Here is a 14,231-nt window from a genome sequence, read left to right as displayed (position 1 = left end):
CAACATGGAAAAAGTACTGGAAGTAAAAGACCTTCATGTTTCATTTAAGACATACGGCGGAGAGGTAAAAGCTGTCCGCGGAGTCACTTTTGATTTACATAAAGGCGAAACATTAGCAATTGTTGGAGAGTCTGGCTGCGGGAAAAGCGTGACTTCCCAAAGTATCATGAGATTGATTCCGGAACCCCCTGGCAAGTTTGACGGCGGATCCATCCTTTTTAAAGGAAAAGACTTGACGAAACTGAAGGACTCAGAAATGCGGAAAATTCGCGGATCAGATATATCAATGATCTTTCAGGATCCGATGACTGCACTGAATCCGACTTTGACAATTGGTGATCAGCTGACAGAAGGAATTCTGCAGCATATGAAGCTATCAAAGGAGCAGGCAAAGAAGGTTGCAGTACAAATGCTTGACCTAGTGGGAATTCCAAGTCCGCAGGCTCGGCTGAAACAATATCCGCATCAATTCAGCGGCGGGATGAGGCAGAGGATCGTCATTGCCATGGCGCTGGTCTGCCAGCCGGAAGTGTTGATTGCCGATGAGCCGACAACAGCACTGGATGTGACAATCCAAGCCCAGATTTTAGAGTTGTTCCGTGATATCCAGAAAAAAACTGGCGTCTCCATCATCCTGATCACCCATGATCTTGGTGTTGTAGCACAAGTCGCAGATCGGATCGCGGTCATGTATGCAGGCAAGATTGTTGAAACAGGAACAAGGAGAGAGATTTTTTACAATCCTCAGCATCCGTATACGAAAGGGTTATTGAACTCAGTTCCGCGTTTGGATGTTGACGGGGCGGAGTTGGTCCCAATCGGCGGGACACCGCCTGATTTGTTCTCACCGCCAGTGGGTTGTCCTTTTACAGCCCGCTGCCCATATGCAATGCAAGTTTGTGACAAAGTCTATCCAGCAGAAACAAAGCTTTCCAACAGCCACGGGGTGGACTGCTGGTTGCAGGATGAGCGTGCAAAAAAATTAATTGCGAGTAACTAGCGTTCAATCAGGCTTTTGCCTTTTTGATATATATATTTGGATCAACATAAGGGGGAAACAGAGTGAAGAAGTTATTAACCATACTCATGGCGGCACTGCTCGTATTCACAATGGCAGCATGTACCGCGAACGACAATGCAGGAAAAGAAAAAGAAGGGAAAGACAGTGGTGATGGAGGAGAGGAAAAGGTTCTTTACCTGAACAACGGCCAGGAACCAACATCTTTTGACCCGCCAATCGGTTTTGATTCAGCTTCTTGGAACGCATTGAACAATTTGATGGAAGGTCTGACACGTCTTGGTAAAGATCATCAGCCAGAAGAAGCTACTGCAGAAAAATGGGATGTATCTGAAGATGGAAAGACATACACATTCCACATTCGTGAAGATGCAAAATGGTCCAATGGAGACCCTGTAACAGCAAATGATTTCGAGTTCGCTTGGAAGCGCCTCCTTGATCCAGCAACAGGTTCTGCTGCGGCATTCCTTGGATACTTCATTGAAGGTGGAGAGGAATTCAACAGCGGAGAAGGTTCTGCTGACAATGTAAAAGTAAAAGCGGTGGATGATAAGACATTTGAAGTTACATTAACAAGTCCACAGGCCTATTTCTTAAGTGTCATTGCCAATCCGGCTTTCTTCCCGATCAATGAAAAGGTTGCCAAGGAAAACCCTGAATGGTTTTCTGAAGCAGACTCTTTCGTTGGCAATGGACCATTTAACCTTGCTAGCTGGGAGCATGACACAAAATTCGTCATGGCAAAGAATGACCAGTACTGGGATGCAGAAAACGTAAAACTTGATCGTGTTGAATGGGCAATCGTAGACGACACAAACACTGAGTATCAAATGTATGAGGCTGGGGATTTGGATGTTTCCGACGTTCCTGCTGAATTAAGTGAAAAGTTGTTCGACGAAGGAAAGGTAAATGTAGACGATCAAGCTGGCGACTATTTCTACCGTTTCAATGTCACGAAGGAACCATTCCAGAACGTGAACATCCGTAAAGCATTTGCTCTAGCGGTTGACCAGCAGAAGATCGTTGACTATGTCACGAAGAACAAAGAAAAAGCTGCTTATGGCTTTGTATCTCCTGGATTCCAGGATCCATCAGGTAAGGATTTCCGTGAAGTGAATGGAGATTTCAATAAGACTGATGTAGAAGAAGCGAAAGCATTACTTGAAAAAGGAATGGAAGAAGAGGGTTACACCGAGCTTCCTGAAGTGACCCTGACATACAGCACAAGCGATGTGCACAAAAAGATCGCAGAAGCTTTACAGCAAATGTTCAAAGAAAACTTAGGTGTTGAAGTCAAGCTTGCCAACATGGAATGGAACGTCTTCGCAGAAGAACAGAAAGCATTGAAGCACCAGCTTTCCCGAAGCTCATTCCTTGCTGACTATGCTGATCCAATCAATTTCCTGGAAAACTTCCAGACAGGTCACTCCATGAACCGTACTGGCTGGGGCAATCCGAAATATGATGAGCTGATTCAGCAAGCAAAGAATGAATCTGACGAAGCAAAGCGTTTTGACTTGATGTATCAGGCAGAAAAAATCCTGTTTGAAGAAGCACCAATCTTCACGGTCCACTTCTATAACCAGGTATATCTGCAAAATGAAGCAGTATCCGATGTTGTCCGCCATCCGGTTGGATACCTTGAATTAAAGTGGGCAGATAAGAAGTAATTTTTTCTAAGAAAGAGGTGTTCATCTTGGAACACCTCTTTTTTACTAGTACATACTCTTTAATAATATCTTATAACATATCTAATTTTATTTTACTCCGCAAAGCAGAGCCGTTGCATTTACCGAAAAGAGTCGGAGCACAGATTTTGGGTAAAAGCAGAGCCGTTGAATTTACCGAAAAGAGTCGGAGCGCAGATTATGGGTAAAAGCAGAGCCGTTGAATTTACCAAAAGGGACCAGAGAACAGATTTTGGGTAAAAGCAGGATATTTTTTATCCTGATAATTAAGGTTAATAATTCAATTTTTTAAAAAAATAAAAATTTCACTAAGGGAGTTGATTGACATGTCAATTAAGCCCACACGCTTGAAAAAAGGTGATACGGTGGCTGTTATTGCGCCAGCGAGTCCGCCTAACAAGGAAAACCTGAAGCGCGGCTTAAAATTCGTCGAGGATTTAGGGCTCAATTATAAATTAGGAAAATCCTTGTATTCAGAATATGGTTATCTTGCCGGAAATGATGAAGCGAGATTGGCCGACTTAAATGAAATGTTCCTTGATGATGAAATCAAAGCGATCATCTGTGCTGGAGGAGGATATGGGACAGCCAGGATTGCCTCCGCATTAGACTATGATGCTATTAAAAATAACCCGAAAATTTTCTGGGGCTACAGCGATATTACATTCTTGCATACTGCCATCAGGCAGCAGACAGGGCTGATTACTTTCCACGGTCCGATGCTTGCTTCGGATATTGGAAAAGAAGAGGCTAATCAAATATCCAAGGATACTTTCAAGCAATTGTTTGCACCAGCTGAGCTGAATTATGATTCTACTATTTCCCAAATTGAAGAATTGGTTCCAGGATCCGCTGAAGGTCCTCTGGTTGGAGGAAATCTCTCACTTCTATCAAGTTCGATGGGCACTCCTTTTGAAATTAATACAGAAGGAAAGATCCTGCTTATAGAAGATATAAATGAAGAACCGAGGGCAGTTGATCGCATGTTGAACCAGCTTTATATGGCTGGTAAACTTCAGGAATCAGCCGGGATCATAATTGGTGACTTTAATAACTGCGTACCTGAAAGAGAGCTTTCTTTATCTCTTGAAGAAGTTATTGACCATTACATTCAACTTGCGGGCAGGCCGGCACTACAAGGCTTCAAAATGGGGCATTGTTCCCCGCATATTGGAGTTCCGCTCGGTGCGCATGCTTCCATGGATACGAAAGAAAAAAGGCTTTTTATAGAGAGTGGAATCAACTAGAACTAAAAGGGAGTTAGAGTTATGATTATTGAAAAAGTCGAAACTATGCGCATTGCTGTCCCTTTGATCAAGCCATTTAAAACCGCACTCCGTACAGTTACGGTCGCTGAAGCGATTTTCGTTAAAATTTCCTGTGATAACGGAATCACTGGCTGGGGAGAAGCACCGCCAACTTTGGTCATAACAGGGGACAGTCTCGCAAGTATTGAGGCAGCAATAAATGACGTTATCAAGCCATTTTTGTTAAAAAAGAACCTTATTAACTATGAAGCTATCTTTCAGGGGTTAAAAACCGCCCTTGTAAATAATTCAAGTGCAAAGGCAGCCATTGATATGGCGCTTTATGACTGTATCTCGCAAAATTGCAGTCTTCCGTTATATCAATTCCTTGGCGGATACAGAAACGAGATAGAAACTGATTTTACCGTCAGCGTCAACAGCCCTGATGAAATGGGTGAAGATGCCGTTCATTATGTTAATAATGGATTCAATGTGCTAAAGGTAAAGGTAGGGATAGGTGAAATCTCGACCGACATTGCCAGGATCCATGAAATCCGCAAAAGGATAGGCAATGACATTAAGATTCGTCTTGATGCGAACCAGGGGTGGAAACCAAAGGATGCAGTCAGGGCCATCCGAAAAATGGAGGATCTTGGCCTTGATATCGAGCTAGTTGAACAGCCGGTTAAAGCAGATGACCTGGAAGGTTTAAAGCAGGTTACTGATTCAGTCGATACTTTAATAATGGCTGACGAAAGTGTTTTTTCACCTAAACAGGCATTTGAAGTCATCAAGAGGAGAAGCGCTGACTTGATTAACATTAAGTTAATGAAGTCAGGAGGAATTTATCAGGCTCAAATGATTAACCAAATGGCTGAAACCGCCGGGATTGAATGTATGGTTGGCAGTATGATTGAAACCAGGCTGGGGATAACAGCTGCTGCCCATTTCGCGGCAAGCAAGAAAAACATCACCCGTTTTGATTTTGATGCGCCATTAATGCTGGCGAATGACGTAATTTCAGGCGGAATAATGTATAATGGCAGAAATATCACCCTTCCGGACCAACCTGGTCTCGGTATAAAAGAAATCCTTTTAGAAGGAGGAAATTCCAATGGAAAGCAATAATATCTGGCTCGTCAATGTACCCGTAGCGACATTGTGGACTTCCCATGATTCAGCAAGGGAAATTGATAAGGATGCAACTTCCGGAAACTTGAATATAGAAAAATGGCTTGAAAAGCTTACATATGAGCCACGATTACAATTATGCGATGACAACCTTGTTCAATCACAGGTTTTATTTGGCCAGGAAGTCATGATCATAGGAGAAACGAATGAATGGGCAAATGTTGTTGTTCCAGACCAGCCGTCAGGAAAAGATAGACGGGGTTATCCGGGGTGGATGCCGAAAAATCAGCTTATCCAGCAATCAGACTGGTATATCAAAAAAGGGTCAGTAGCTGTCATTACCGCTAAGAAAGCCTTGCTATATTCCGAAAAGAACGAAAAGTTAATGGAATTAAGCTATCAGACCAGGTTGCCTGTAGTGGAGGATATAGTCGATCGAATTCGCGTTAAAACACCAACTGGTATCGGCATTTTAAGAGCTGAGGATGTATCGGTTTTTCCAACAGAGGAGGAAAATCCTAATGGGAATGGTGCAGCGGTCGTGGCTGCCGGCGAGCAGTTCCTAGGTCTGCCATATCTTTGGGGAGGAATGAGCAGTTATGGCTATGACTGTTCTGGTTTCAGTTACAATATGTGCCTGGCGAACGGCTATATTATTCCGAGGGACGCCCATGAACAAGCGGCAGCTGGTGAACAAGTTCCGCTATCAAACATCATGCCAGGGGATTTACTTTTCTTCGCATATGAGGAGGGAAAAGGAAGCATCCATCATGTTGGTATCTATTATGGAGATGGCAAGCTCCTTCATTCACCGAATACAGGAAAGAATATTGAAATCATTTCCTTGGAAGGAACGATCTACGAGAGAGAACTCTGTGCAGCAAGACGCTACTGGATTGATACGGAGGAATAATGATGGAAAATGAAGTTTTATTAAGTGTAAAAGATCTTAAGAAGCATTTCACTATGGGTAAAAATGAAATCTTAAAAGCAGTGGATGGCATCTCCTTTGATATATATAAAGGAGAAACATTTGGCCTTGTTGGTGAATCAGGCTGCGGTAAATCCACAGCCGGAAGAACCATGATTGGACTCTATGACCGGACAGGTGGAGAAGTTGTTTTCAATGGCAAAGACGTGCATTCACTTTCAGAGAAAGAAAAATTCCAGTTCCATAAGCAGATGCAGATGATCTTCCAGGATCCGTATGCTTCACTGAATCCTCGTTCTACAGTAAAAGAAATTATCTCAGAACCGATGGAAGTCCATGGAATGTTCCCGAACAAAAAAGAACGCCTTGAAAGAATCTATCAGCTGCTTGAGGATGTTGGTTTAAATCGCGACCATGCCAACCGTTATCCTCATGAATTCAGCGGCGGTCAGCGGCAAAGGATTGGCATTGCCAGGGCACTTGCGCTGGATCCGGATTTTATCATAGCAGATGAACCAATTTCAGCCCTTGATGTATCCGTTCAGGCCCAGGTGGTAAACCTGCTGAAGCGACTGCAAGAAGAAAAGGGTTTGACTTATCTATTCATTGCTCACGATCTTTCAATGGTGAAGCAAATCAGCAACCGGATCGGAGTTATGTACCTCGGCCATATCGTCGAGCTTACTGCTAGTAACCAGTTATACAATAAACCGCTCCATCCGTACACTCAAGCGTTACTGTCAGCCATACCGATACCCGATCCTGATGTGGAGGATCAGCGCGAACGAATCATCCTGCAAGGAGAACTCCCAAGTCCGATGGATCCGCCTAGCGGCTGTGTTTTCAGGACAAGATGCCAGCATGCCATGGATATTTGTGCTCAAAAGAAACCTGTGTGGCAGGAAATCGACAAGAATCACTATGTCGCCTGCCATCTATATGATGAACATTTAGACGAAAAAAATAAAAAAGAAATGCTTGTCAATATCAGGTAAGGAATAAAAACTATGACATTAGAAGAATTAAGAACAATACTGTTGCAAGAACTCGCTGGGTGTAATGGCCGGGCGAGTTTGTTTTTGGAGATTGAAGGAGAAATGATTGAATTTAACAGTAATGAGGTTTACCAGTCTGCCAGCTTGATAAAATTGCCGATTTTATTCGAAGCTTTGAGGCAAATGGAGGCAGGCCAGCTGCAAAAAGAAAGTCAATTGCCTATTGAAGAAGGAGACAAAATTGGTGACACCGGTGTTCTTCAGGCTATGAAGGTCAAACAACTGCCGGTTGTGGATTTAATGTCCCTTATGATCATCGTGTCAGATAACTCGGCAACCAACCTGATGATTGATTTGCTTGGCAAAGACTCTATTAATGCCACTATTTCCAGGCTAGGAATGAGCCATTCTATATTGCAGCGTAAAATGCTGGATTTCTCAGCTATTCAATCCGGTCTCGATAATTATACATCTGCTGCAGATATCGGACTATGCTTGAAAGAAGGAGTTAAAGGAGATCTACTCAACCAAGACTCAAAATCTATATTCCATGCGTTTTTACTTCAACAGCAATTCAAAGAAAAGCTGCCATTTTATATGGATGATACATTACTTGAAATCGGAAATAAGACGGGAGAACTTCCCGGAGTCGAACATGATTGCGGTATAATTGCCTATGGAGAGAATGAAGCAATTATTGTTGTACTCATTGATGAACTATCAAATCCACAATCCGGAAAATCGACAATTCAGCAGATTGGGAAGCATATAAACAGCTTTATAACAGGGCTTTCGACTCCAATCGACCATAAGTGATAGTTTCTGATAACAGATAGATATCAGCTGCTAGCAATTTAATATCTGGTATTTTTGTATTCTAACAGATAATGCTTCCATTCTATTGTTGATTAAAAAAATCAACACAATTAAAATAATTGTGATATCCATTTTGATTTTGCAAGGAGAAGTTAAATGAAGGTAAAGGAAAGCACGACAGGGTCTAATATCGCAGATGCAGTAGCTGTCAATAATCAATCACCCTATTTTGTGTGTATACATAAAAACTCCGTGATTCTTTCCATAGATGAAGGCGGCACCCAGTTGCTCGGATACAAGTCTCCAGGTGAATTAATAGGTAAATCGATATTTTCCTTTTTAGCTGATACTAGGCAAGGAACAATCACTGCCAGAATCGCAGCAATAGAAGAAGGAACAATTCTGGATGGTATAATAATGAGTTTCTTAATAAACGGAATTCCAATGGACCTCCAGGTCGATTCTGAATGTGTGATGTTTAATGGGGAACCAGCTATTAGATCCTATCTTCGCTTTATAACACCCAGTTCCATTGATCAAGATTACTCGGAAGAGGCAGGTTCACTTATACTAAGTGCAAACAAAGGCATTGTCATCACCACACCAGAAGGCAAGATACGGGCTGTCAGTGAATCATTCACTCGATTGACAGGCTATCTTAAGGAAAGTGTGATTGGTAAAAACCCGAGGTTATGGAAGTCGCACAGCTATACACCGATTTTTTATAAGAGAATGTGGGACTCTATTTTGACAAGAGGATGTTGGGAAGGAGAGTTATGGAATAAACGAAAAGATGGCAGCCATTATTTAATGAAGGTGAACATCTTCTCAATCTTGAATGAAGAACGAGAACTGGTAAATTACCTCGCTGTCTATACTGACCTTTCCGAAGTGGAAAAGCTTTCCCAGCAGCTCAAAGAACGCGAGGAACAATACAGGACACTTGTAGAACTTTCGCCTAATGCGATTATTCTGACTCAATATGATCAAATAGTTTACGCTAACCCGCACACTGAAGCCTTATTTGGGTCCAACTTGAAAGAGTTAATCGGCAAACCTGTTCGGTCTATTTTCATCAACCATCCGAATCTGGTTTCCAGACTGGATTTTAATGATAAGACAGTGATCAGTTTTGAGGATCGGTTTAAAAAGGAAGACTCATATATTGATATTGAAGTATCATCTTCCATAATTACCTACCAGGGAGAAAAAGCTGTATTGACTGTTATAAAGGAAATCACTAAGCGTAAAAGTATGGAAAGAGCTCTTCGGGAAAGTGAAGAACAGTATCGCTTCATTGCTGAAAATTCATCTGATATGATCGGAAGGCTTTCACGTGAAGGAAAGATCATTTATATATCTCCCTCAAGCAAGAGGATTCTGGGCTATAAAAACGATGAATTGATTGGAACAAATCTTTACGGGAAAATCCATCCAGAAGATGGTCAGCAACTGCTTGAGCAATACGGAAACCCTAATGAATTAAGTGGCATCGTAACATCCAGTTACAGGATGCTTCATAAAAATGGCAGTTATATATGGGTTGAGACTACTGCAAGACCGGTAAAGGACAAGTCAGGCAAGTCTTCAGGCATGATGTTCGCCACAAGAGACGTGACAGCAAGGAGGACTATTGAAAATCAATTAAGAGAAAGCAATTCTCTCCTGAAGAAGCTATCGTCTCTTGATGGATTGACTGAAATATATAACCGCCGCGCCTTTGACGAATTCCTTATTACTGAATGGTCTTTTGCTTGCAAGCAGAAAACCGCATTATCCCTGCTTCTTTTAGATATTGATTATTTTAAAAATTACAATGATACGTATGGGCATATCCAAGGCGATAACTGCTTGAAATCGTTTGCCCGTGAGCTCGAACGATTTTTCCATGAAAAAGGGTATTTTGCTGCGAGATATGGGGGTGAAGAATTTGCGGTAGTTCTTCCGAATACGGAGGCACCAAAAGCATCTCAACTAGCAGACGAATTCCGTTCAATCATCCAGAAGATGAACATTGAACACCTAAACTCCAAAGTCAGCAGTAGTGTTACAATCAGTGTCGGGATTGCGTGCGTCACTCCTATACATCAGAATGACCCTAAGCAGATTCTTGAATTCGCCGACCGGGCGCTCTACAAAGCTAAGCAAAACGGCCGGAATCGTATTGAAGTATGTGAAAGTGCGAATAATAATTAGATCTAAGCTAATTTTGGGGCTCCATCGACTGTAGATCGATGGAGCTTTTTGTTCTTCACATTGCTTTTTCCATTAATTTTACTTTCTCCTGGTCAACACTATATTTTATAGACCATATTAAGAATAAGATCCCGAAAGCAATATACATGATTCCGCCGAACATACCCACCAATCTTGGACTGAACCATTCCAGCGCTAAGCCTGTAAAGAACATGGAGAACCCGATGAAAGTATTGGACAGCATACTGGTGATACCGAAGTACATTCCGTGCCATTTTGAAGGAACAGTATCCATTGCCACCGTGTCGAGAAGTGTGTTGCCGACTCCGCTGAAAACTGCGGTCAAGCCAAACAATGCAGCTGCCAGCCAAAAAGACTTTGTCTGGCTTATCGTCGTCAAGATCAATCCTTCGCCAATGATACATACAAAAGAAAATAATAGAAACCTATTTTGGATCATCCTTGTTAATAAAGGGCTGATAATCAATCCCACGCCTAGTACACTGTAAAAGATCCCCACTCCCAGATCAGCTTTTTCAAACGTCTCGACGGCATACACGCTTATTAACACATTCTCAATCCCATTAATCAGCGGGATGATAAGCTCGAACATCATTAACAATAACAGGAACGATGAAGCCGCAATAACGGGCAGCAGCTCACTATACTTTTCATGATTTGGTTTAAGGATCAAGTCATTTTCTTTCTTTGGCTCAAGAGAAGGCAGTGTCGATAAAATCCAGCCGGCGGCAAGGAAGGATACAATATTAAGCATAAATGCTGTTTTCGCTCCCAGGAAATAGGAAACAACCCCTCCGCTAAATGCTCCAATTACTAATACAAATCCTATTAATACTTGTTCCCAGCCATTTATATCTTTTAGTGATTTCGACGAAACCATGGCAGGAATGCTTGATTTTCTGATCGGTGCGTAGATGGCTTCTCCAGACGCCAGCAGGAAGGAGGCAGCATAGACAATCCACATATCATCAGGATGATCGACCGCTAGAAAAGACAATGCTATAACCGCTCTGGCTAAGTCGGTAATGATCATGACTGTTTTTCTTCCGAATTTCATTCCGAGGCTGCTGCTCAAAGGGCTAAAGAATAAAAAGGGGATCATCCTGAGAGCCATTGTGATTCCGACAGAGAGTCCAGAACCAGTCATTTGCAGGATGAGTGCCAGCAGCGCCACCTGGCTGAACCGATCCCCAATTCCATTAATGATGCCAGCGAAGAATAGCTTCCGGTAGGATTTCTCCAGTTTAAATGTTTTGAACATAGTGTCCTCCAACAGTCTAATTATATATTAATCTAATTAGATTATAATCTAATCTAATTGTAAAAGGAACTATTTTTTTCGCTGGCTGGGAAAGGGTTCAAACGGATGATGAATTTCTTGCCTATTTTTATGGAAAAATGTATTCATAAAAAGTAAAATGCTATATAATGATTTTCGTATTTCTGAAATTTTGAAGTCGAAATGTTATTTTTATAGATACAGGGGGAATGATTGATGAAAATGAGAGTTTCCGCAGTCCAGTACCATCTTCACACGATCAGGTCGTTCGAAGAGTTTGCTCAGCAGTGTGAGCATTATGTAAAAACAGCACAGGAGTATGGTTCAGAATTCGTTTTATTTCCTGAGTTCTTTACTACTCAATTATTATCAATCGGAAGTGACCAGGGTACGAGGCTTACCATCAATGAACTCCCCGGTTTTACTGAACAATATTTAAACCTGTTCCAGGGTTTCGCATTGGAAACAGGCATGCACATCATTGGCGGTACTCATGTCATCGCTCGAGAAGGAAAGCTCTATAATGTGGCGCACATGTTTTACCCGGATGGCAGAATCGTTGAGCAGGCGAAGCTTCATATCACGCCAACCGAGGTTAATGAGTGGAATATGAGTGCGGGTGAGGATTTCAGGGTATTTGATACAGACAAGGGTCGCATCGCGCTGCTAACTTGCTATGACATTGAGTTTCCTGAAATCGTAAGAATGGCTAAAGCTAAAGGTGCAGATGTCATTTTCGTACCTTCCTGTACAGATGACCGCCATGGTTTCCATCGCGTCCGCTATACAAGCCATGCTCGAGCTATTGAAAACCAGGTCTACGTTGTTTTGACAGGAACGGTTGGCGCATTGCCAACTGTAGACTTTATGCGCGCCAATTTTGGCCAGGCGGCAGTGATTACGCCTAATGATATTCCGTTCCCGCCAAAAGGCCTCCAGGTTGAAGGAGAACTTAATGATGACATGATCGTTACTGCTGACCTTGACTTAGAACTACTATACGAGGTGCGCGAGCGAGGTTCTGTCACTACTTGGCGTGACCGCCGCACGGACCTTTATCCGGACTGGGAACAAACAGAAAAAATCTAATCTGATAAGGAGCATGGTTCATGGAATATATTCGTGTTAACAGTATTGAAGATCCGCATTTTGCAAAGCTCCATAATTTAATGAAAGAAGTCTTTCCGCCTGAAGAGGTACTTGAGTTTGATTTATGGAAAGAACCTCTCGAGGATCCGGGCATCAGAGTATTCGTTGCTGTACATGAGGGAGAGGTTGTAGGAGTTACCGAATATCGATACTATCCAGACTGGAATATAGCCATGACGGATTTCACGATTGTTGGGAAACCGGGACTCAGTCTTGGAAGATTCCTTGCAAATAAAAGGATGGAAGACTTGCAAAACCTCGCTGGTGAAAAAGGTGTGGAGCTGTTCGGTATGTTTGCAGAGATTTATGACCCATACCGAAAGGCAGACCATGATTTTGGCGGCGTAAAAACGATGGATCCGTTTGTGAGACGTGAAGTCTTATCCCATCTCGGCTATAAGCGACTTGATATGGAGTATGTGCACCCATCATGGGAGAATGACGGAGAAGCTGTAGAGGGACTTGATCTATGCTTCATGCCGACAGATGAGATTACTCATGAACTGCCGGCAGCGTTAATCTCAGATTTTCTCACTACTTATTATTCCGTTCTCGCTAAGAAACCTGAGCAGTGGAGTAATATGATTGATCAGCTAAAAAATAGAGAAACCGTGACTTTATTGCCTTTATAACCTGAGCACAAACGTCAATTCAGCAAAAGTGACGGTCGCGTTCTTGTTACAAATGTAGAACCTAAACAGGTTTTATCTCGGTTTCATTAGGTTCTGTAAAAAAAATAGACGGAAAAATTCCGATTAAATTGGAAAAGACCCTTATTTTCGTAAAAATAAGGGTCTTTTTTCCGTTTAAATGAATCGAATCGTGGGATATTGTTTTATTTATTTCAGTTAACCGGAATAGCTCCGTTTATTCCTGCGTGTAAAATGAGATCCTTATACAATAGCCGGAAATCATCCGCTTATATGTCATCATACAAAGGCGAAGTCAGCAAGGAATGCAGACAGCTTTTTATTGCAAAGATAATACTGTCTTTCTGGTAAAGACAATCAAATCCGGTGATAGTACCAGGTACTAATTCGGCAGGGAGAAAACTGAAAAACCGCCCTTATAAACATGTTTTTCGTACGATATTATATTAAAAAATAACATCATTATCGTAATATAGTTCATCTTGGGTAACAAAAAAACGGCCTAAGCCGTTTAAAATGCATAATGAAAAATTCCATAGTAAAGGGGAACAACAAAGATCAATCCACTTAGCCTAGCTGCAAGGGGCATCGGTTCTTCTTCTTCATCTTCATCGAATCCAAAATCGGCTGCAAAACGGTCCGCAAAGAATACGGTAAAAATGACATCCCAAAGAAGACCAAATACAAAAACGATTTTCCAGACTAGAGGGATCAGCATTGGTGTCTCCGTTACATAACCAAATAATCCAAACCATGTGATGATTGAAATGACAAAATCTGTCCTGGTGATCTTGTTTTTATATTTTCCCTTCAATAAAAACCAAATAGCTGTCGTGCCTAAAAACCCCAAATATATAATCCATAAAAAATCAGCCATCTTATTTACCTCTTAATCTCTATTATTTGCATACTCCAATGTTTTTACCTGTAATTGATAAGGCGATATGGGTCCTTGAAATACAGTTTGAGAGCGCACTTTACCTATTATAAATGTGTATAGGCAATGTTGGAATAGAATATTGTCGAAAAAACACTTTTGTTTTTTTACAAATGAATGTTGAATTTTTTAATTAAAGGTGTAAAATTACACTAAACGAACCATTTTGGATT

Annotated in this window: 12 protein-coding genes; 10 read left to right on the top strand and 2 right to left on the bottom strand. The window is 41.7% G+C overall.

The window, feature by feature from the left end:
- Positions 1-4 precede the first annotated feature (4 nt).
- From LGO15_RS13310 to LGO15_RS13275, 8 genes are all read left to right on the top strand, one after another.
- The gene (locus LGO15_RS13310; RefSeq protein ID WP_167830887.1) at positions 5-1,000 is read left to right on the top strand and encodes an ABC transporter ATP-binding protein; all 996 of its coding nucleotides are present in this window, start codon (positions 5-7) and stop codon (positions 998-1,000) included.
- Positions 1,001-1,062: 62 nt separating this feature from the next.
- The gene (locus LGO15_RS13305) at positions 1,063-2,688 is read left to right on the top strand and encodes a peptide ABC transporter substrate-binding protein (RefSeq protein WP_318999784.1); all 1,626 of its coding nucleotides are present in this window, start codon (positions 1,063-1,065) and stop codon (positions 2,686-2,688) included.
- Positions 2,689-3,032: 344 nt separating this feature from the next.
- The gene (locus LGO15_RS13300; protein WP_167830886.1) at positions 3,033-3,953 is read left to right on the top strand and encodes a S66 peptidase family protein; all 921 of its coding nucleotides are present in this window, start codon (positions 3,033-3,035) and stop codon (positions 3,951-3,953) included.
- A 21-nt stretch (positions 3,954-3,974) separates the two neighbouring features.
- A complete protein-coding gene (locus LGO15_RS13295) occupies positions 3,975-5,081 on the top strand; it encodes a mandelate racemase/muconate lactonizing enzyme family protein (RefSeq protein ID WP_167830885.1) in 1,107 nt (368 codons plus the stop codon).
- The gene (locus LGO15_RS13290; protein WP_167830884.1) at positions 5,068-5,997 is read left to right on the top strand and encodes a C40 family peptidase; all 930 of its coding nucleotides are present in this window, start codon (positions 5,068-5,070) and stop codon (positions 5,995-5,997) included. The genes LGO15_RS13295 and LGO15_RS13290 overlap by 14 nt, the downstream gene beginning before the upstream one ends.
- A 2-nt stretch (positions 5,998-5,999) precedes the next feature.
- The gene (locus LGO15_RS13285) at positions 6,000-7,010 is read left to right on the top strand and encodes an ABC transporter ATP-binding protein (protein ID WP_167830942.1); all 1,011 of its coding nucleotides are present in this window, start codon (positions 6,000-6,002) and stop codon (positions 7,008-7,010) included.
- Positions 7,011-7,022: 12 nt separating this feature from the next.
- Complete coding sequence (locus LGO15_RS13280; protein ID WP_167830883.1) at positions 7,023-7,826, top strand: serine hydrolase; 804 nt, start codon at positions 7,023-7,025, stop codon at positions 7,824-7,826.
- 156 nt (positions 7,827-7,982) lie between these two features.
- Positions 7,983-10,022, top strand: a complete 2,040-nt coding sequence (locus tag LGO15_RS13275) for a sensor domain-containing diguanylate cyclase (RefSeq protein WP_167830882.1) — start codon at positions 7,983-7,985, stop codon at positions 10,020-10,022.
- A 55-nt stretch (positions 10,023-10,077) separates the two neighbouring features.
- Here the strand turns inward: LGO15_RS13275 and LGO15_RS13270 are convergent, their stop codons facing one another.
- Positions 10,078-11,304, bottom strand: a complete 1,227-nt coding sequence (locus tag LGO15_RS13270) for an MFS transporter (RefSeq protein ID WP_167830881.1) — start codon at positions 11,302-11,304, stop codon at positions 10,078-10,080.
- 234 nt (positions 11,305-11,538) lie between these two features.
- On the opposite strand from LGO15_RS13270, the gene LGO15_RS13265 reads away from it, so the two are divergent.
- Together LGO15_RS13265 and LGO15_RS13260 are read left to right on the top strand one after the other, a co-directional pair.
- On the top strand, positions 11,539-12,411 hold the full coding sequence (locus tag LGO15_RS13265; RefSeq protein WP_167830880.1) for a carbon-nitrogen hydrolase family protein: 873 nt from the start codon (positions 11,539-11,541) through the stop codon (positions 12,409-12,411).
- 20 nt (positions 12,412-12,431) lie between these two features.
- Positions 12,432-13,103 carry a GNAT family N-acetyltransferase gene (locus tag LGO15_RS13260; protein ID WP_167830879.1) on the top strand — a complete coding sequence of 224 codons (672 nt, stop codon included), beginning with the start codon at positions 12,432-12,434 and terminating at the stop codon, positions 13,101-13,103.
- Between the two features lie 529 nt (positions 13,104-13,632).
- Here LGO15_RS13260 and LGO15_RS13255 read toward each other — a convergent pair.
- Positions 13,633-13,998 (bottom strand): hypothetical protein, encoded by a 366-nt coding sequence (locus LGO15_RS13255; protein WP_167830878.1) that lies wholly within the window; start codon positions 13,996-13,998, stop codon positions 13,633-13,635.
- Between the last annotated feature and the right edge of the window lie 233 nt (positions 13,999-14,231).

This window comes from Mesobacillus sp. S13, from assembly GCF_020422885.1.
Classification (GTDB): Bacteria; Bacillota; Bacilli; order Bacillales; family Cytobacillaceae; genus Mesobacillus; species Mesobacillus selenatarsenatis_A.
This window is presented reverse-complemented; position numbering and strand designations above follow the sequence as displayed.

Bases quoted from the DNA above. Each gene is read 5' to 3' on its own strand.
- LGO15_RS13310 (WP_167830887.1), top strand. From the start codon at position 5: ATGGAAAAAGTACTGGAAGTAAAAGACCTTCATGTTTCATTTAAGACA.
- LGO15_RS13300 (WP_167830886.1), top strand. From the start codon at position 3,033: ATGTCAATTAAGCCCACACGCTTGAAAAAAGGTGATACGGTGGCTGTT.
- LGO15_RS13295 (WP_167830885.1), top strand. From the start codon at position 3,975: ATGATTATTGAAAAAGTCGAAACTATGCGCATTGCTGTCCCTTTGATC.
- LGO15_RS13290 (WP_167830884.1), top strand. From the start codon at position 5,068: ATGGAAAGCAATAATATCTGGCTCGTCAATGTACCCGTAGCGACATTG.
- LGO15_RS13285 (WP_167830942.1), top strand. From the start codon at position 6,000: ATGGAAAATGAAGTTTTATTAAGTGTAAAAGATCTTAAGAAGCATTTC.
- LGO15_RS13280 (WP_167830883.1), top strand. From the start codon at position 7,023: ATGACATTAGAAGAATTAAGAACAATACTGTTGCAAGAACTCGCTGGG.
- LGO15_RS13275 (WP_167830882.1), top strand. From the start codon at position 7,983: ATGAAGGTAAAGGAAAGCACGACAGGGTCTAATATCGCAGATGCAGTA.
- LGO15_RS13270 (WP_167830881.1), bottom strand. From the start codon at position 11,304: ATGTTCAAAACATTTAAACTGGAGAAATCCTACCGGAAGCTATTCTTC.
- LGO15_RS13265 (WP_167830880.1), top strand. From the start codon at position 11,539: ATGAAAATGAGAGTTTCCGCAGTCCAGTACCATCTTCACACGATCAGG.
- LGO15_RS13260 (WP_167830879.1), top strand. From the start codon at position 12,432: ATGGAATATATTCGTGTTAACAGTATTGAAGATCCGCATTTTGCAAAG.
- LGO15_RS13255 (WP_167830878.1), bottom strand. From the start codon at position 13,998: ATGGCTGATTTTTTATGGATTATATATTTGGGGTTTTTAGGCACGACA.